This window comes from Kitasatospora sp. NPDC094019 (genome assembly GCF_044764505.1).
Lineage (GTDB): Bacteria > Actinomycetota > Actinomycetes > Streptomycetales > Streptomycetaceae > Kitasatospora.
In genome coordinates, this window is record NZ_JBIWIF010000007.1 from 401,974 (window position 1) to 419,648 (window position 17,675).

The following is a 17,675-nucleotide window of genomic DNA, read 5'->3' on the forward strand; positions in this document are numbered from 1 at the left end:
CGGTCGGACGACGGTCCGGGGCCGGGCGCGCGGTCGGACCGCCGCCCGGGTCAGCTGTCGCCGAGGCCCATGTCCCTGGCCCGGGCCACGGCCTCCGCCCGGGTGGCGACGTGCAGCTTCTCGAAGATGTGGGTGACGTGGTTGCGCACCGTCTTCTCCGCGACCACCAGCTCGCGGGCGATCCGGCGGTTGTCCAGCCCCCGGGCCACCAGGTCGAGCACCTCCGCCTCGCGGGCGGTGAGCGCCGGGAACAGCTGCCCGGCCTCGCGCACCCGCGCACCGGCCAGCAGGGTGGTGATCCGCTCGGCCACGTCCGCGCCGAACACCGCGCCGCCGGCCGCGACCGTCCGCACCGCGTGCAGCACCTCCTCCCGGCCCGCACCCTTCACCAGGTAGCCGCGGGCCCCGGCCTGGAGCGCGGCGAGCAGGCTCCCGTCGTCGTCCGCCATGGTGAGCATCAGTACGGGCGGGGACGGCGGGTCGGCGGAGAGCCGTCGGGTGGCCTCCAGTCCGGAGCCGTCCGGCAGCGAGAGGTCCATCACGACCATGTCCGGACGGTGGCGGGCGACCGCCTCCGGCACCTCGGCCACCCGCTCGGCCTCGGCGACGACGACGATGCCCTCGGCGCTCTCCAGGGCGGCCCGCAGCCCCTCCCGGAACAGCGGGTGGTCGTCGACGATCAGGACCCGGACGGGTGCGGTCGCCGACTCCTCGTCCGGGTGCGGTCCCCCGGTCCGGGGGGCTTCGGAGGGCTGCTGTTCATCCACCTGGCCGACACTACCAGCGATGCCAGTGTGACTTTCCGTGACCGAATGGCCGGGTGGCCGGGGCGGACGAGACCGCTGCCCCATGCGCCCGGGACGGCGGGCGGCCGAGACTGGGGAGAACGCGCCCGATCCGGCGACCGGCCCCCGGTGGACCCCGCCCTCACCCCTCCCTAGGCGGTGCCATGACCACGGTGACCCCTCTCCCGCCCCTGCCGCGCACACCCGCCGGGGCCCCGCCGCGCCGGACGCCCGCCCGGCGCAGCCTCACCGGGGCCGCGGCGCTCACCGTGCTCTGCCTCGCGGTCGCCACCCTCTGGGTCTGCTACGTCCTGGTCCACCTCGACTCCCCGGGGGTGGAGGCCCCCCGGGACCAGCTCGCGATCCTGCTCTACGCGCTGCCCACCGCCGGCGCGGGCATGCTGCTGCACGCCCACCGGCCGGGAAATCCACTCGGTTGGGTGATGCTCGTCTACGCGCTGACGTCGATGCTGCCGAGCGCGGCCGCCGCGCCCGTCTGGGTGGAGGTCTCCGACCCCGGGCTCGTAGGCGCGGCGGCCGTGGTGCGGGCGGTGTGCGACACGGTCAGCACCACGCTGTTCTACGTCCTGCCGCTCTGGCTGCCGACCGGACGGCTCACCGCCCGCGGATGGTGGTGGTACATCGGCGCCGTCACCCTCTGGACGCTCCCCGACACCATGTCCTTCCTGGACCGGGCGACCGTGTTCGGCCGCCCGAATCCGCTCGCCGACAGCGCGGCCGCGAACGCCTTCGGCTCCGTGTCCGACCACCTGGACCGTCTCTACGAACCGGTCAACTACCTGCTGATCGGCGTCGCGGCGGCCGTGCTGCTGGTCCGGCTGCTCCGCCGGAGCGCGCGCCGCCACCGCGCCCACCTGGCCGGCCTGCTCGGCGCCTACCTGCTGTGGGCCGGCATGCAGGACTACTACACCCGGCGGTTCCAGTACGAGTACTGGCTGAGCTACTCGCTGTTCACGGCGGCGGGCGCGGTGTGGGCGGTCGCGGTGGCGTTCCTGGTGGTGCGCGGCGGCGGGTGGCGGCTGGACCGGGCCGCCCGGTCCGTGCTCACCGGCCTGCTGCTCGCCGCCGGGCTCACCGTGGTGTTCGTGGTCTGCGCGGCGGTGCTCTCGGGCTGGCTGGTGCCCGGCCGGGGCGGCGCCGCCCTGGTCCTGATCGCCCTGCTCCTCGCCCTGGGCGCGGGTCTGCCCCGGGCCGCCCGGCGGGCGGTGGGCGTCGTGGACCGGCTCTACTACGGCGAACGGGCCCAGCCCTACCAGGTTCTCCGCACCCTGGCCGGGCAGGTCCGGCAGGTCGTCGATCCGGAGCGGCTGCCGTCCGCGCTGTGCGGCACCGTCGCCGAGGAACTGCGGCTGCCGGGTGTGGCGTTGGCCGTCACCACCCGGGCCGGGCGGCGCCCGCTGGCCGCGGTGGGGCGGCTGGACGGGCCGGTGCAGGGCTTCGCGCTGGTCCACCACGGCACGACGATCGGGGAGTTGACCGTCGGGCTGCGGGCGGGCGAGGAGCGGCTCGACCCCAGCGACATCGACATCCTGCGCTCACTGGCGGACCAGGCGTCGCCGGCCGTCGCCTCGTTGCGGCTCCAGGAGGACCTCCAGGCCAGCCGGGAACAGATCGTCGCGGCGCGGGAGGAGGAACGGCGGTGGCTGCGGCGGGACATCCACGACGGGCTCGGACCGGCACTGGCGGGCCTGCGGCTGCGGGTCGACAACGCGGCCTCGGTCGCCGCCGGGGCGGCGGCCGACGTGCTGGCGCCGACCCTTCAGGGCATCTCCGGCGACCTGGCGCTGACGATCAAGGAAGTCCGGCGGATCACCGACCGGCTCGGACCCGCCCCGCTCGGCGAGTTCGGCCTCACCCGGGCCATCGAGCACCTGGCGGCCACGTTCAGCGGCGACGGCCTCGCCGTCAGCACCACGCTGCGGCCGGACCCGCTGCCGGAACTGCCCGCCGCCGTCGAGGTGGCCGCGTACCGGATCACCGCCGAGGCCCTGAACAACGTGCTCCGCCACGCCCGCGCCCGGCACGCCGAGGTGGCCCTCCGGGTGGACGAGGCGCACCTCACCCTGACCGTCCAGGACGACGGGGTCGGCTTCGGCGACCCCCGGACACCCGCCGAGGAGCACCCGGAGGCGGGCCCGGGGCAGCGCCCGGCCAGGGGCCCGGAGCAGCGCCCGGACGCGGGCCCCACCGGGACCGGCCCGGCCGACGGGGTCGGACTGCGGTCGATGTCGGACCGGGCGGCCGAGATCGGCGGCCGCTGCACCGTCGGCCCGCTCCCCCGCACCAGCGGCACCCGGGTCCTCGCCGTCCTCCCCCGCCATCCCTCCCGCGGTCCGCGCCCCGGCGCCTGACGGTCCCCGGTCCGCCACGGGTCGATGCCCGTGCCCCCGCGTGGAGCGCGGGGGCACGGGCGGGGGACGGTAGAGGGACGAGGGGACGCCGCGGGCGGAGGGCGCGGAGGGGTCAGGGCTTGCAGTCCTTCTCGCCCGGCTTGCAGCGGCACTCGGTGACCGTGGTCCCGTCGGCGGGCGCCGCCTTGGCCAGCGCGCCGACGGCGCTCCTGATGACCACGGTGGCGGTGGCGATGCCGACGACTACGGATGCGACGCCGAACGTCTTCGATCTCGTGTTCGTTGCCATGAGTGGTGCTCCAGACTTCTTCGCTTCGAACGGTCCGACCGATCGACCGCTCTGCCCTCCACTCTGGTCGGCGGCGCGCCCCGGGCACATGGGCCTGCCGTCCTGTTCCGGTCCCACGGCCGGAACCGCCCGGCCCCCGCCGGGGTGGCGGGGGCCGGGCGGCTCGGCGACGGTGGGGCAGGCCGGGGCCGGACGGGTCGTGGCGGATCAGGGCCTGCTGCGCCGTTCGGCGCGGCGCCGGGCCAGGGAGTCCCTGGTCGCGGTGGTGCGGCGCGGGGCGTCCAACGCGAGGCAGAGCACCTCGGCGCCGAGCGGGCCGGCCTCCAGTCGCAGCGGAAGCCCCCGGGGTGCCAGCAGCAGATCGCCGTCGACGGCCAGGTGGTCCGGCTCGTCGGCGGTCCGACCGACGAGCAGCGAGCCGCGCACCACGAAGAGGACGGTCTCACCGTCGGACCGTCCCGGCAGCGCGTGGTGCGCGCCGGGGCCGAGCCGCAGGTGGTCGAAGGTCTCGCAGGCGCTGGCGAGCATGGACCGGCGTGCCAGGCAGCGGAGGCGGACCCGTTCGCCGTTCGGGCCGAGGATGACGGTGGCCGAGGCGGTGGCGGTGGTGACGATCACCGTGCTTCGCCTCCCTTCGGGCTCGGAGGGGTCTCGGGGCGGTCGGGGGTCTCGGCGGCGCGACCGTTCGCGGACGGGCGGTCCGTGAACGGGTGGTCCGTGGACGGGCGGCCGGTCGGGGGACGCCGGGGCGCCGGGGGGTCCGCGCTCGGGTGTTCGGTGCCGGGCTGTTCGGTGCCGGGACGGTCGGCGAGGGGGCGGTCGGTGGCGGGGCAGTCGGTGGCGGGGCAGTCGGTGCCGGGCCGCTCGGCGGTCGGGTGGGCGGTGGCACCGCCCGGACGGCCGGTGACGGCGAGGACCGCGTGGAAGTACTCCAGCCCGGCCGTACCGGCCCTGAGCACGGTGCGCGCGCCGAGCGGCAGGGTCAGGGCGGTGCCCTCGACCAGCGGGAGTCCGGAGTCGGCGACCGTCGACGCGCCGGTCCCGTCCTGCTCCGGCACCGTGGCGGTGCCCGAGCCGGCCGTGATGTAGAGGGCGCGCTCGACGCCCTCGGCGGCGACCTCGACGCTGCGGCCCGGATCGAGCCACTGCAGTCCGACGGCGCGGAGCGGTCCGGTCAGCACCCGGGTGGGGTCGACGGCGCCGCGTCGGCGGAGGTCGGTGATGACGGTGCCCGTCATGACGGGAACTCCTTCTGCTGTGCCGCGGTCCCTGCTGGGCCGCTTCTGTTCTCCACCGTGCGGCGCCTGCCGTCCCGGCCGCACGGGGACCCGGTCCCGTCCTGTTCCCGTACGGCGCCCGGGCGTCCGTCCCCCCGGTCCGAAGATGTGGTCGGGCCGGTCCCGGCGGCCCGGTGGTCCGGCACCGCCGCCCGGCTGCGCGGAACGGTGACCCGGTCGGCCCGGGCCGCCGCCCAGTCGACGGCGGAGCGCAGTACCGCGCCGTCCACCGGGGTCAGCAGCCGCCCGTCGGCGCAGTACGGGCGCCCCAGGCCGGCGAGCAGCAGCAGCCCGGGCCGGGCGGCGGCGACGGCCGCGACGGCGAGCCGGCCGAGGTCCGACCCGGACGGCAGGGCGGTCGCGGAGCCGTTCCGCGCGAGCAGTTCCCGGTGGGCCCGGCCGGTCGGGCGGTCGGCCAGGCCGAGCCGGTCCGCCACCGCGGCGGTGAGCAGCAGGCCGAGGGCGTCGGCGTCGCCGGGAGCGAGGGCGGGGCCGAGGGCCGCCCGCACGGCGGCGGCGAGGCTCCGGCCGTAGCCGAGGGCGAGCGCGGGGCCGGTCTCGTCCGGGTCGAAGCAGATCAGGGCGGACCGGGCGTCGGCGCACAGGGCGAGCAGCGCCGTCAGGGTGCGGGCGTCGTGGCGGGCCCCGGGCGTGAGCAGGTCCGGGAGCGCCGGGTAGTGGACCGGGCAGACGGCGAGCACGTGCCGGACGACGGCGACGAGCCCGGCCCGGGTCCACGCGGCGGGGCGGGCGGCGCGCAGGTCCGACCGCACCCAGGCCAGGGCGGCCGGGACCGGACCGCGCAGGCCGAGGGCGGGACCGCAGGCGGCGGCGAGGTCGGTCGGCACCCTGACGACGGCGGCCAGGACCGCGCAGGCGCGTTCGCCGCCGACCGCGACCACCGTGCCGTCGGGGCGGGCGTCCGCGTCCGACCGGCCGTCGGCGGCGGCGAACGGCTCGGCCCGGAGATCACGCAGGACGGTGGGCGCCCGGGCCCCGGCGAGCGCGCGGACGCGGGCCAGTTGCTCCCGGGGCGCGGTGCCGTCGGTGACGAGGACGAACCGGCGGGTCTCGAACTCGGCCAACCGCGTGCCCAGTTCGCCCCAGGAGCGGTCGTCGTCGCGAACCGCGAGGGTGAGGTGCGCGGCACCGGCCTGGATCCGCCGGTCCAACCGGGCGCTGCGGCGCATGGGACCTTCTCCCGTTCGGGTCGGAGGCCCAGCGTGTCGCGCCCGCCGACCCGGATGCCTGGGGCCCGAGGCCCCTCCGTGCCCCGCCCGCCGGGCGGGACGCCCGGGGCGTTCGACCCAGGGACGTGCGACTTGCGGGCATGCGGGCTTCGGGTGTGCGGGCATGCGGGCTCGCGGCAGGGGCGGAAGCGGTCAGCCGTCGGCCGACGGCACGCACCCCGCCGCCGGCTCCGGCCGACGCCGGTCGGCCGGAAGGGTCGCCGGGAGCGCGGCCGCGGCGGCCGTCACCGCCGACCAGGCACGCAACCACCCCGCCGCGCCGACGAGTTCGCGGCCGCCCAGGTCGTCGACGAGCACTCCGGCGCCGATCCCGGACGGCAGCGGCAGCCGTCGCCGGCCGACCCGTCGGCCCACGGTGTCGGCGACCTCCTCGCCGAGCGCGATCGACTCCAGCAGCGGGTGCCAGACCGGCAGTTCGAGCCGCCGCATCAGCCGGAGGATCCGTTCGGCCTGCTCCCCGTCGACCAGACCACGTCCGCGGGCGACCGCCGTGGTCAGCGCCATGTCGACGCAGACCGCCTCGCCGTGCAGCAGCTCCGGCAGGGCGCGCGTCTCCACCGTCGGGCTGAACGTGTGCCCGTAGTGCGGCGGACGCTCCGAGCCCTCCTCCCCGGCCCGGGGAAGGATCTCGACGCGCGCGCCGTCGACGACGCTCCCGTCGAAGCCCTTCCCGTCGACGACGCGCGCGAGCACCGCGGTGCCGATGCCGGCGGCCTGGAAGCGGGTGTCGAGCAGGTCCCGGCCGCGCCGTTCCAGCAGCCCGAACAGCTCCGCGTCCGCGATCAGCGCGACCTTGAGGATCTCGGCGAGACCGCTGGCCACCTGTCGGCGCCCCAGGGTGACCAGGAAGGCCGGGTCGACCAGGGTCTCGACCCCGGGGCGGTGGGCGACCAGCCCGTGCAGGGTGGTGGGGACCCGCACGAACGGCGTGGACCGGCGGTAGAGGCCGCAGGCGAGCCCGACCACCTCGGCGAGCGCGCCGCCGCCGACCGCGAGCACCGGCGCGCCGAGGCGCGGGATCCCGAAGGAATCCATCCGGTCGGCGACCTGGAACACCGCGTCCATGGTCTTCACCTGCTCGTGGACCGGCAGCACCAGCGTCTCGCGCTCGACACCCCGGGCGTCCAGGTAGTGCCGGAGCCGGTGGCCGTGCAGCTCGTGCACCCGGGCGTCGACGACGACGAGCCGGCGGCCGGGCGGGCCACCGGCCCGGGCCAGCACCGGGCTGCCCGGATCCAGCAGGCCGGGCACGAAGCGGACCCCCGGGCGGGCGGGGTCGGCGGCCGGGGCGGGAGGAGGCACCGCGGGGGCGGGGCGGTCCTGGGATCGGGGGACGTTCACGGGTCGGCTCCTTCGAGCGGGACGGGACGGCGCCGGGGGACGCGGACGGACGCGGACCGCGGGCGGACGCGGACCGCGGGCGGGGGGACGGGCCGGCGGGTGAGGGATCGACCCGCCGGGCCGCTGTTCCCACGGTGCGGCGCCCGCCGTCCCGGATGCACGGGTGGACGGCCCCATCCCGGTCCCGACCCCGCGCGGGACCGCGCCCGGGCCGGGCGCCGGACACCGGGAGTCCGCCGGACCACCGGGAGTCCGCCCCGCCACCCCGGCGACGTACGGTGGAACGGAGAGGCCGCACCCATGCCCGCCACCCGCATCCGTTTCACCGACCGCGCCGACGCCGGCCGCCGACTGGCCGCCCGGCTCGCCCACCTGCGCGGCCCGGACACGGTGGTGGTCGCCCTGCCGCGCGGTGGGGTGCCGGTGGCCGCCGAGGTCGCCGCCGCGCTCGCCGCGCCGCTGGACATCTGCGTCATCCGCAAGCTGGGCGTCCCCGAGCAGCCGGAGCTGGGGGCGGGCGCGATCGGCGAGGACGGGGTGCGGGTGCTCAATCAGGAGGTGCTGCGGCTCGCGCGGGTCACCCCGGGGCAGTTGGCCGCCGTGGAGGCGCGCGAACGGACGGAGCTGGAGCGGCGGGCCCGCCGCTACCGGGGCGACCGGTCGCCGGTCGACCTGCGCGGGCGAACGGTGGTCGTGGTCGACGACGGTGTGGCCACCGGTTCGACCGCGCGGGCCGCCTGCCTGATCGCGCGGGCGCGCGGAGCCCGGCGGGTGGTGCTCGCCGTGCCGGTGGCGCCGGAGGAATGGACGGAGCGGCTCGGCGACGTCGCGGACGAGCTGGTCTGCGTCGCGACCCCCGCACCGTTCTTCGCGATCGGCGAGTTCTACGCCGACTTCGCGCAGACCGGGGACGCCGAGGTGCTGCGCCACCTCGGCGGGGCCGGAGCCACCGGCGGGACCGGGGCCGGAGCCGGAACCAGCGGCGCGAGCGGAGCCGGAGCCGCGGTGGCGGCCGCGACCGGGCCTACCGCCGCCGACCGCGAGCTGACCGTCCCCGCCGCCGGCGTCCGCCTGACCGGCCGGCTGACCGTCCCCGGCGGCGCCCGCGGCCTCGTGGTGTTCGCCCACGGCAGCGGCAGCGGTCGGCACAGCCCGCGCAACCTCCGGGTGGCCGAGGAGCTGAACCGCGCCGGGCTGGCCACGTTCCTGTTCGACCTGCTCACCGAGGACGAGGAGTCGGACCGGAGGAAGGTCTTCGACGTCGCCCTGCTCGGTGCCCGGCTCACCGACGTCGCCCGGGCCCTGGCCGCGGGGACCGGAGGCGGACCGCCCGTGGACTCCGGGAACGGACCACCCGTGGAAGCCGGGAGCGGACCGCTCCCGGGGCCTCCCCTCCCCCTCGGCCTGTTCGGCGCGAGCACCGGCGCCGCCGCCGCGCTGTGGACCGCCGCCCGGCTCGGCGACGGAGTGGCCGCGGTGGTCTCCCGGGGCGGGCGGCCGGACCTCGCCGGGGCCCGGGTCCTGGCCGCCGTGACCGCGCCGACCCTGCTGATCGTCGGCGGCCGGGACCCGGAGGTGGCCGACCTGAACCGGCGGGCGCGCGAGCACCTGCGCTGCGAGAGTGAACTCGCGGTGGTCCCGCGGGCCGGCCATCTCTTCGAGGAGCCCGGCACGCTGGACCGGGTCGCCGAGCTGGCCCGGGACTGGTTCCGCGACCGTTCCGGCGCGGGCCCGGGACTGGGAGCCGGACCGCTCTGAACACCGGCCCCGACGGAGGACACGGCCCGTCGACGACCTGCGGACGGCCGGTACGCAGAACCCGTGAAACCCCGCCGATCCACCGGGCATTCTGCACAGCCCGATCGGCGATTTCCTGATCACCTTGTACACATTGAACAGTGAAAACCCGACCTGTTGCCCAACCACCCCGACTGGAGCAAGCTCTCGGCACAACCGCCCGCACCGCCTTGCCCACCCCCAGCGGCGCGGTCGCCACCAGCGGATGCCTCAACGCCGAGGCTCAATGTGGAGGAACGACCGATGACCCCGCAGTCCCACGCCCTTGAGCTGACCCCCGAGGAGCGCGAGGCCGGTCTCGACGCCGAGCAGCTGCGCCGCCTCGTCGGCCTCGTCGAGCACGACCCCGCCACCGACCCGTTCCCGGTCACCGCGCAGGACGCCGTCGTGTTCGTGGTCGGCAACGCCACCCAGACGGCCCAGTTCTACCAGGTCGTCTTCGGCATGGAGCTGGTCGCCTACTCCGGCCCCGAGACCGGCCGCCGCGACCGCAAGGCATACGTGCTGCGCTCCGGCTCCTGCCGCTTCGTGATCAAGGGCGGCGTCGCCCCGGACAGCCCGCTGCTGGACCACCACCGCCGCCACGGCGACGGCGTCGTCGACCTGGCGATGGAGGTGCCGGACGTGGACAAGTGCATCGCGCACGCCCGCGCCCAGGGCGCCACCGTCCTGGAGGAGCCGAACGACGTCTCCGACGAGCACGGCACCGTCCGCCGCGCCGCGATCGCGACCTACGGCGAGACCCGCCACACCCTGGTCGACCGCTCCCGCTACACCGGCCCCTACCTCCCGGGCTACATCGCCGCCGAGAGCCGGGTCAAGCACCCCGAGGGCTCCCCGCGCCGCCTGTTCCAGGCCCTGGACCACGCGGTCGGCAACGTCGAGCTCGGCAAGATGGACGAGTGGGTCACCTTCTACAACAAGGTCATGGGCTTCGTGAACATGGCCGAGTTCGTGGGCGACGACATCGCCACCGACTACTCCGCGCTGATGTCCAAGGTCGTCGCCAGCGGCAACCACCGGGTGAAGTTCCCGCTCAACGAGCCGGCCATCGCCAAGAAGAAGTCGCAGATCGACGAGTACCTGGAGTTCTACACCGGCCCCGGCTGCCAGCACATGGCCCTGGCCACCAACGACATCCTCACCACCGTCGACGTGCTGCGCTCGCGCGGCGTCGAGTTCCTCAACACCCCCGACTCGTACTACGACGACCCCGAGCTGCGCGAGCGGATCGGCCACGTCCGGGTGCCGATCGAGGAGCTGAAGAGCCGCGGCATCCTGGTCGACCGCGACGAGGACGGCTACCTGCTGCAGATCTTCACCAAGCCCATCGGCGACCGCCCGACCGTCTTCTACGAGTTCATCGAGCGGCATGGTTCGCTGGGCTTCGGGAAGGGCAACTTCAAGGCGCTCTTCGAGGCCATCGAGCGCGAGCAGGACGCCCGCGGCAACCTCTGAGACCGGCCCGCCCCCGCGGGCGGCCGGCCACCGCTGGAGCCGTACGAAGGTCTGGGCCCCGGAGGGTCCGGGAGGAGCAGGGACGATGGCGCACTACCGGCAGCTGGGCAGCATCCCGCCCAAGCGGCACACGCAGCACCGCACGCCCGAAGGCGGACTGTACTACGAGGAGTTGATGGGCGAGGAGGGGTTCTCCTCGGACTCCTCGCTGCTCTACCACCGGGGCATCCCGTCGGCCGTGGTGAACGCGGTGCCGTGGGAGCTGCCCGACCAGTCGACGGTCGCCAACCACCCCCTGCTCCCCCGGCACCTCAAGCTGCACGAGCTGTTCGCGGGCCAGGAGTGGAAGTCCGCCGACGTCGTCGGCAGCCGGCGGCTCGTCCTCGGCAACGGTGACGTGCGGATCTCGTACGTCGCCGCCGGGGCGCCGAGCGAGCTGTACCGCAACGGGCTCGGCGACGAGTGCGTGTACGTGGAGTCCGGCTCCGGCACCCTGGAGACGGTCTTCGGCACGCTGGAGGTCGGCCGGGGCGACTACGTGATCATCCCCCGGGCGACCACCCACCGCTGGGTGCCGACCGGCGACGAGCCGCTGCGCGCCTACTGCATCGAGGCGAACAGCCACATCACCCCGGTCAAGCGCTTCCTCTCCAAGTACGGGCAGCTGCTGGAGCACGCGCCGTACTGCGAGCGGGACCTGCGCGGCCCGTCCGGCCCGCTGCTGGTGGACGGCACGGACGTCGACGTCCTGGTCAAGCACCGCGGCCCGAACGGCATCGCGGGCACCCGGTACACCGTGCCGCACCACCCTTTCGACGTGGTCGGCTGGGACGGCTGCCTGTACCCGTACGCGTTCAACATCAGTGACTACGAGCCCATCACCGGCCGGATCCACCAGCCGCCGCCGGCCCACCAGGTGTTCGAGGGCAACGGGTTCGTGATCTGCAACTTCGTTCCCCGCAAGGTGGACTACCACCCGCTGTCGATCCCGGTGCCCTACTACCACTCCAATGTGGACAGCGACGAGGTGATGTTCTACTGCGGCGGCGACTACGCGGCGCGCAAGGGCTCGGGCATCGCCCAGGGTTCGATCTCGCTGCACCCGGGCGGGCACACCCACGGCCCGCAGCCGGGCGCGTACGAGCGGTCGATCGGCGCCGAGTTCTTCGACGAGCTCGCGGTGATGGTGGACACCTTCCGCCCGCTGGAGCTCGGCGAGGGCGGCCGGGCGACCGAGGACCCGAACTACGCCTGGACCTGGGCCGGTCGGGGGCCGCAGTCGTGAGCGGCACCGCCTCCGCCGCCGGGGCGGCCACCGTTCCGCCGCTGTTCCAGGGGCTGTTCGACGACGCGGCGGTGTTCCCGCCCGGGAACCTGCCCGTCGCCGATGCGGTGCCCGCGCACCGCGCGCACCGCGCCGCCCCGTACGCCGACGCCGTCGGCCCGCTCCTCTGCGGGGCGGGCCGGCTGGGCGAGCTGGCCGCCGCGGCGGGCGCGACGACGGGCACCTCGGCGGGCGCCGCCGACGGCACCGCCCACCGGCTCCGGGTCGGGCTGGTGCTGCCGGGGGGCAGCTCCGAGCTCGGCCCGGCCCTCACCGCCGCCGCCCCGTTCCTGGTGGCCGGCGTCGAACTGGCCACCCGGGACGCCGCCGAGGCCGTCGCCGCACTCGATCTGCTGCTGCCGCCGGACGTGCCCGCCGCCGTCGAACTGCCGCGCGAACTGCTGCGGGGCGACGGGCTGGAGGAGGTCCTCGACGTCCTGGTCGACAGCCCGTACCGGGCCAAGTTCCGCACCGGCGGCGTGGTCGCCGGCGCCTTCCCGGACGAGGCCGAGCTGGCCGGCTTCCTCACCGGGTGCGCGCAGCGCGGCCTGCCGTACAAGTGCACCGCCGGGCTGCACCACGCCGTCCGGCACACCGACCCGGTGACCGGCTTCGAGCACCACGGGTTCCTGAACGTCCTGCTGGCGGCGGCGGAGACCGACCCGAAGGCGGCGGCCGACATCCTGGCCGAGCGCTCCGGCCCGGTGCTCGCCGAGGCCGTTCGCACCCTGACCGACCATCAGGTGACGGTGATCCGCAACTCGTTCACCGCGTTCGGCACCTGTAGCATCGCCGAGCCCCTGGACGACCTGGCCGCCCTCGGCCTGCTGTCGCCCACCCTGACGCCCCAGGAGGACCGTTGACCACCCCCCGCAGCTGGCTCGCGCCCGCGAACGACTCGCCGTTCGGCGTGCACAACCTGCCGTACGGCGTCTTCACCGCGGCCGACCGGCCGGGCACGCGGCGGATCGGCGTCCGGATCGGCGACTTCGTCCTCGACGCGGGCGCCGCCGCCCGGGCCACCGGGGAGCCCTCGGTCCTGCTCGACGCGGACTCGCTCAACCCCCTGCTGGCGGCCGGCCGCCCGGTGTGGACCGAGGTCCGCGCCGCGCTGACCCGCTGGCTGACCGACGAGGCCCACCGGGACGCGCTCACCCCGCTGCTGCTGCCGCTCGCCGAGGTGGCGCTGCACCTGCCGTTCGAGGTGGCCGACTACGTCGACTTCTTCGCCTCCGAGCACCACGCCACCAACCTGGGGAAGATCTTCCGCCCCGACTCGGAACCGCTGACGCCCAACTGGAAGCACCTGCCGATCGGTTACCACGGCCGCTCCGGCACCGTGGTGGTGTCCGGCACCCCGGTGCGCCGCCCGCAGGGGCAGCGCAAGGCGCCGGCCGACGCCGTCCCGTCCTTCGGGCCGTCCCGCCGACTGGACATCGAGGCCGAGGTCGGCTTCGTCGTCGGCGCGCCCTCGACGATGGGCGAGCCGGTCGCCCTGGACGGCTTCCGCGAGCACGTCTTCGGCGTCTGCCTGCTCAACGACTGGTCCGCGCGGGACATCCAGGCGTGGGAGTACGTACCGCTCGGCCCGTTCCTCGGCAAGTCCTTCGCCACCTCCGTCTCGCCGTGGATCGTGCCGCTGGACGCCCTGGAGCACGCCCGGGTCGCCCCGCCGGCCCGCGACGTCGAACCGCTCCCCTACCTCGACGACCGCGCGGGCGACGAGCCCTGGGGCCTGGACCTCGCCCTGGAGGTCCGGCTGAACGGCCACCCGATCTCCCGCCCGCCGTTCGCCTCGATGTATTGGACGGCTGCCCAACAGCTCGCCCACATGACGGTCAACGGCGCCTCGCTGCGCACCGGCGACCTGTTCGCCTCCGGCACCGTCAGCGGACCGGAGCCGGAGACCCGCGGCGCCCTGATCGAGCTCACCTGGAACGGCGAGAACCCGGTCAAGCTTCCGGACGGCTCCACCCGCACCTTCCTGGAGGACGGCGACGAGGTGACCATCACCGCGACCGCCCCCGGCCCGGCGGGCACCGTCATCGGCTTCGGCGAGGTCACCGGCCGCATCACCCCCTGACCCGGCGGGGACCCCCCACCCGGGTCCCCGTCGCGGCACCACCCGCGGTACCCGCAGCACGGAGGGCGGCACCGGTCACGCCGGTGCCGCCCTCCGCGTTCTCACGTCCCGCCGTACCGCCGTACCGCCCCGGCGTACCCGCCCCACCCGCCGTACTCGCCCCACCCGCCGTGCTTGCCGAACGGCCCGGGCCCGAAGGTACGGTGGCAGCAAGGATCTTGGCCGCACGGGCCGGCCGACCGACGGACGGGAGTGGGGACGATGGGCGACGAGGTGCTGGTCCGACGGGACGGCGGGGTGGGGCGGATCGTGCTCGACCGGCCCCGGGCGCTCAACTCGTTGACGCACGGCATGGTGCTGGACGTGCGGGCCGCGCTGGACACGTTCGCCGGGGACGACGCGGTGCGGGTCGTGGTGCTGACCGGCGCCGGGGAACGCGGCCTGTGCGCGGGCGGCGACATCCGGGCGTTCCACGACGACGCCAAGCTCGGCGGGGCGGGCACGCGCGCGTTCCTCCGCGACGAGTACCGGCTGAACGAGCTGATCTCCCGCTACCCGAAGCCGTACGTGGCCGTGATGGACGGCATCACCATGGGCGGCGGCGTCGGCGTCTCCGCCCACGGCTCGGTGCGGATCGTCACCGAGCGTTCCGTGGTCGCCCTGCCGGAGACCCGGATCGGCCTGGTGCCGGACGTCGGCGGCAGCCGGCTGCTGTCCCGGGCGCCCGGCGAGCTGGGCACCCACCTGGGGCTGAGCGCCGCCTCGATGACACCCGGCGACGCGCTGCTCTGCGGGTTCGCCGACCACTACGTGCCCTCGGCGGCGCTGCCGGAGCTGCTGGCCGGCCTCGGCGGCGGGCCGGTGGCGGAGGTCGTCGCCCGGTACGCGGAGCCGACGCCGGCCGCGCCGCTCGCCGAGCAGCGGGAGTGGATCGACGCCTGCTACGCGGCCGACAGTGTGGAGGAGATCGTCGCCCGGCTCCGGGCCAGTGGCGTGCCGGAGGCCAAGCAGGCCGCCGAGGAACTCGCCGAGCGCTCGCCGACGATGCTGAAGGTGACGCTGAGCGCGCTGCGGCGGGCCCGGTCGCACGGTTCGCTCGCGGAGAGCCTGGAGCAGGAGTACCGGGTTTCGTGCGCGGCGGTCGCGCACCACGACCTGGTCGAGGGCATCCGGGCGCAGGTGGTCGACAAGGACCGCAACCCGCGCTGGTCACCGGCGACGCTCGCCGGGGTCGACGAGCGGGCGGTGGCCGCGTTCTTCGAGCCCCCGGCGGACGGTGACCTGCGGCTGGACCGGATGGACGGGTGACGACCGTCTCGCGGATCGAGACTGGCGCGAGGAGGCCCGTTTCGGAGATCGTTGGACGGTCCTGGCGCGCCCCGAGAGGGGCCGAGCAGCGGAATGGGAGTCAACGGCGATGACCGAGACCTACGAAACGATCCTGGTGGACCGCAAGGGCCGGGTCGGACTGATCACGCTCAACCGGCCGGAGGCGCTGAACGCGCTCAACACCACGCTGATGAACGAGGTCGTGGCCGCCGCCACCGCGTTCGACCGTGACCCGGAGATCGGCTGTCTGGTGATCACCGGCTCGGAGAAGGCTTTCGCGGCGGGCGCGGACATCAAGGAGATGCAGGGCAACAGCTTCCCGGACGTCTACCTGGACGACTGGCTCGGCCCGTGGGACCGCCTCGGCGAGCTGCGCAAGCCGGTCGTCGCGGCGGTCGCCGGCTTCGCCCTCGGCGGCGGCTGCGAGCTGGCCATGCTGTGCGACATCCTGCTCGCGGCGGACACCGCGAAGTTCGGTCAGCCGGAGATCAAGCTCGGTGTCATCCCCGGCATCGGCGGCTCCCAGCGGCTCACCCGCGCCGTCGGCAAGGCCAAGGCGATGGAACTGTGCCTCACCGGCCGGATGATGGGCGCCGAGGAGGCCGAGCGGGCCGGCCTGGTGTCCCGGATCGTCCCGGCCGACCAGCTGCTCGCGGAGGCCCTCGCCACCGCCGAGAAGGTCGCCGCGATGTCCACCCCGGCGAGCATCATGATGAAGGAGAGCGTCAACCGCGCCTTCGAGACCACCCTCGCCGAGGGCGTGCGCTTCGAGCGCCGCCTCTTCCACGCCACCTTCGCCACGGCGGATCAGAAGGAAGGCATGGCCGCCTTCGCCGAGAAGCGCCCGGCGGAGTTCAAGCACCGCTGAGCCGGCTCTGAGGGGGCCCCTTCGTCGACCGGCGAAGGGGCCCCTGCTGCTCAATCACCCCTCCGAACGGTCCGGCTGGGGTCGTCCAACCAGACCTGCTGCCCTGCGGGCGTGACGGTCAGCCCGAACCGCTCGGGGCCCGGCCTGCCTTGCCGGTCCCACCAGCGGTGGGCCTCCTCCACCTCCGCCCAGAGTCGACGCGGCCCGTACTGGCGCACCGTGCCGTCCGGGTCGACGGCGGCCCAGGAACGGGCATCGGTGGTCGCCACCCAGAGCCGGGCGGCGTCCTCCTCCCACGCGGTCCACACTTCGCCGAGGCGCAGGCCCAGGGCGAACCGGGCCTCCCACGCATCCCCGGTGACCTGCCGGGGATCGAAGGAGGTCCGGCTCTCGTCGGGCACGTGCTCGTCCCCCACCACATCGCGGAAGATGCGCAGGTCCTGGCGCTGGGTGCGCATCAGCATGAACGCCGAGTGCGGGCCGAACCGGCCCTGTGCCGTCCGGTCCAGTCCGACGGTGAGCCTGAGCAGTCCCCAGCAGATCATCGGGCTGTCCCACGGCGTGAGGACGACGCCTCCGGGCGCGGTCTGCTCGATCCACGCCCGGGGCACCCGGCGGACCGAGCAGGTCGACACGATCCGGTCGTACGGGGCCCGGCGCCGCCAACCGTCGGCGCCGTCCCCGCAGATCACGTCCGCCCCGAGACCCGCCGCGTACAACGACGCCCGCGCCTGCCGGGCGACGTCGGGGTCGATCTCCACCGAGACGACGTTCTCGGGCCCGAGCCGGTGCGCCAGCAGCGCCGCGTTCCACCCGGTGCCGGTACCGATCTCCAGCACCCGCATACCCGGCCGGACGTCGAGGTCGCACAGCATCCGCACCACGACCGAGGGAGTCGAGGCGGAGGAGGACGGCCACGGATCGGGCGACTCCTGGCCGTCGTTGACCTGGGTGACTACTGGGACGTCGGCGTAGGCGGCGCCGAACCAGCAATCGTGGGCGGTAGGAAGATCACACGCCTCGTAGTCGCCGCTGTCGTCCGCCAGCCAGATCCGCTCCGGCAGGAAGTTGTGGCGCGGGACAGCCTTGATCGCCTCCCGCCACTCACGGGGAACGGGGCCACCGAGCGCTTCGCCGACGGCCCGGAGCAGGCCGCGCACGGCGGCCTGCTCCGGAAGATGCACGGAGTCCGTCACTTCTTGTCGTCGTCCTTCCGGTGCTTGGGGTCGGGCAGCGGCCGCGACCCGTCGGGCGACGGCTTGGCGGTGCCGGGGTCCTTCTTGCCGCCGTGCCTGCCGTTGCTGTCCTTGTCGGTTCCCCAGGCCATGGGTTCCTCCTTGTGGTGCTGTGTCTACCGGTCGGGCGGGCGGGGCGTGGGCGGGTTGAGGGGCTTGGGCTTCGGCGGCTTCGGGTCCGTGATGAACACAGCAGACCTACTTCCGATCTGACGAGGCGGGTTCGTCGGCCCGTCCGTGCCACCGGTTCGGCGGCACGGACGGGAT

Annotated in this window: 16 protein-coding genes; 8 read left to right on the forward strand and 8 right to left on the reverse strand. The window is 75.2% G+C overall.

Annotation, left to right across the window (positions count from 1 at the left end):
* Positions 1 to 50 precede the first annotated feature (50 nt).
* Complete coding sequence (locus tag ACIQ9P_RS18985) at positions 51 to 683, reverse strand: response regulator (protein WP_402357047.1); 633 nt, start codon at positions 681 to 683, stop codon at positions 51 to 53.
* Between the two features lie 266 nt (positions 684 to 949).
* Here ACIQ9P_RS18985 and ACIQ9P_RS18990 point away from each other — a divergent pair, with 266 nt between their 5' ends.
* Complete coding sequence (locus ACIQ9P_RS18990) at positions 950 to 3,157, forward strand: ATP-binding protein (RefSeq protein WP_402356798.1); 2,208 nt, start codon at positions 950 to 952, stop codon at positions 3,155 to 3,157.
* A 112-nt stretch (positions 3,158 to 3,269) separates the two neighbouring features.
* Here the strand turns inward: ACIQ9P_RS18990 and ACIQ9P_RS18995 are convergent, their stop codons facing one another.
* From ACIQ9P_RS18995 to ACIQ9P_RS19015, 5 genes are all read right to left on the reverse strand, one after another.
* Positions 3,270 to 3,446, reverse strand: a complete 177-nt coding sequence (locus ACIQ9P_RS18995) for a hypothetical protein (protein ID WP_402356801.1) — start codon at positions 3,444 to 3,446, stop codon at positions 3,270 to 3,272.
* Between the two features lie 207 nt (positions 3,447 to 3,653).
* Positions 3,654 to 4,064, reverse strand: a complete 411-nt coding sequence (locus ACIQ9P_RS19000; RefSeq protein ID WP_402356804.1) for a hypothetical protein — start codon at positions 4,062 to 4,064, stop codon at positions 3,654 to 3,656.
* Positions 4,061 to 4,684: a hypothetical protein gene (locus ACIQ9P_RS19005; RefSeq protein ID WP_402356807.1), complete on the reverse strand. Its 624-nt coding sequence runs from the start codon at positions 4,682 to 4,684 to the stop codon at positions 4,061 to 4,063. Before ACIQ9P_RS19005 ends, ACIQ9P_RS19000 begins: the two co-directional genes overlap by 4 nt.
* Positions 4,681 to 5,913, reverse strand: coding sequence for a hypothetical protein (locus ACIQ9P_RS19010; RefSeq protein ID WP_402356810.1), 1,233 nt, complete (start codon positions 5,911 to 5,913; stop codon positions 4,681 to 4,683). Before ACIQ9P_RS19010 ends, ACIQ9P_RS19005 begins: the two co-directional genes overlap by 4 nt.
* A 192-nt stretch (positions 5,914 to 6,105) precedes the next feature.
* A complete protein-coding gene (locus ACIQ9P_RS19015) occupies positions 6,106 to 7,314 on the reverse strand; it encodes a 2-epi-5-epi-valiolone synthase (protein ID WP_402356813.1) in 1,209 nt (402 codons plus the stop codon).
* Between the two features lie 315 nt (positions 7,315 to 7,629).
* Between ACIQ9P_RS19015 and ACIQ9P_RS19020 the strand changes: the two genes are divergently transcribed.
* The 7 genes from ACIQ9P_RS19020 to ACIQ9P_RS19050 all read left to right on the forward strand — a co-directional run bounded on the left by ACIQ9P_RS19020 (position 7,630) and on the right by ACIQ9P_RS19050 (position 16,173).
* Entirely contained in the window at positions 7,630 to 9,072 is a 1,443-nt protein-coding gene (locus ACIQ9P_RS19020) for a phosphoribosyltransferase family protein (RefSeq protein ID WP_402357050.1), read from the forward strand.
* Positions 9,073 to 9,354: 282 nt separating this feature from the next.
* Positions 9,355 to 10,569: a 4-hydroxyphenylpyruvate dioxygenase gene (gene hppD / locus ACIQ9P_RS19025; protein ID WP_402356816.1), complete on the forward strand. Its 1,215-nt coding sequence runs from the start codon at positions 9,355 to 9,357 to the stop codon at positions 10,567 to 10,569.
* An 85-nt stretch (positions 10,570 to 10,654) separates the two neighbouring features.
* The gene (locus tag ACIQ9P_RS19030) at positions 10,655 to 11,854 is read left to right on the forward strand and encodes a homogentisate 1,2-dioxygenase (RefSeq protein WP_402356819.1); all 1,200 of its coding nucleotides are present in this window, start codon (positions 10,655 to 10,657) and stop codon (positions 11,852 to 11,854) included.
* Complete coding sequence (locus ACIQ9P_RS19035; protein WP_402356822.1) at positions 11,851 to 12,756, forward strand: hypothetical protein; 906 nt, start codon at positions 11,851 to 11,853, stop codon at positions 12,754 to 12,756. The genes ACIQ9P_RS19030 and ACIQ9P_RS19035 overlap by 4 nt, the downstream gene beginning before the upstream one ends.
* Entirely contained in the window at positions 12,753 to 13,976 is a 1,224-nt protein-coding gene (gene fahA / locus ACIQ9P_RS19040; protein ID WP_402356825.1) for a fumarylacetoacetase, read from the forward strand. The genes ACIQ9P_RS19035 and fahA overlap by 4 nt, the downstream gene beginning before the upstream one ends.
* A gap of 261 nt (positions 13,977 to 14,237) precedes the next feature.
* Positions 14,238 to 15,284, forward strand: coding sequence for an enoyl-CoA hydratase/isomerase family protein (locus tag ACIQ9P_RS19045; protein WP_402356828.1), 1,047 nt, complete (start codon positions 14,238 to 14,240; stop codon positions 15,282 to 15,284).
* A 109-nt stretch (positions 15,285 to 15,393) separates the two neighbouring features.
* Positions 15,394 to 16,173, forward strand: a complete 780-nt coding sequence (locus ACIQ9P_RS19050; RefSeq protein WP_402356831.1) for an enoyl-CoA hydratase — start codon at positions 15,394 to 15,396, stop codon at positions 16,171 to 16,173.
* A 50-nt stretch (positions 16,174 to 16,223) separates the two neighbouring features.
* Here the strand turns inward: ACIQ9P_RS19050 and ACIQ9P_RS19055 are convergent, their stop codons facing one another.
* Together ACIQ9P_RS19055 and ACIQ9P_RS19060 are read right to left on the reverse strand one after the other, a co-directional pair.
* On the reverse strand, positions 16,224 to 17,369 hold the full coding sequence (locus ACIQ9P_RS19055; protein WP_402356834.1) for a methyltransferase domain-containing protein: 1,146 nt from the start codon (positions 17,367 to 17,369) through the stop codon (positions 16,224 to 16,226).
* The gene (locus ACIQ9P_RS19060) at positions 17,366 to 17,500 is read right to left on the reverse strand and encodes a hypothetical protein (RefSeq protein WP_402356837.1); all 135 of its coding nucleotides are present in this window, start codon (positions 17,498 to 17,500) and stop codon (positions 17,366 to 17,368) included. Before ACIQ9P_RS19060 ends, ACIQ9P_RS19055 begins: the two co-directional genes overlap by 4 nt.
* Between the last annotated feature and the right edge of the window lie 175 nt (positions 17,501 to 17,675).

Bases quoted from the DNA above. Each gene is read 5' to 3' on its own strand.
- ACIQ9P_RS18995 (WP_402356801.1), bottom strand. From the start codon at position 3,446: ATGGCAACGAACACGAGATCGAAGACGTTCGGCGTCGCATCCGTAGTC.
- ACIQ9P_RS19030 (WP_402356819.1), top strand. From the start codon at position 10,655: ATGGCGCACTACCGGCAGCTGGGCAGCATCCCGCCCAAGCGGCACACG.
- ACIQ9P_RS18990 (WP_402356798.1), top strand. From the start codon at position 950: ATGACCACGGTGACCCCTCTCCCGCCCCTGCCGCGCACACCCGCCGGG.
- ACIQ9P_RS19005 (WP_402356807.1), bottom strand. From the start codon at position 4,684: ATGACGGGCACCGTCATCACCGACCTCCGCCGACGCGGCGCCGTCGAC.
- ACIQ9P_RS19010 (WP_402356810.1), bottom strand. From the start codon at position 5,913: ATGCGCCGCAGCGCCCGGTTGGACCGGCGGATCCAGGCCGGTGCCGCG.
- ACIQ9P_RS19050 (WP_402356831.1), top strand. From the start codon at position 15,394: ATGACCGAGACCTACGAAACGATCCTGGTGGACCGCAAGGGCCGGGTC.
- ACIQ9P_RS19060 (WP_402356837.1), bottom strand. From the start codon at position 17,500: ATGGCCTGGGGAACCGACAAGGACAGCAACGGCAGGCACGGCGGCAAG.
- ACIQ9P_RS19045 (WP_402356828.1), top strand. From the start codon at position 14,238: ATGGGCGACGAGGTGCTGGTCCGACGGGACGGCGGGGTGGGGCGGATC.
- hppD (WP_402356816.1), top strand. From the start codon at position 9,355: ATGACCCCGCAGTCCCACGCCCTTGAGCTGACCCCCGAGGAGCGCGAG.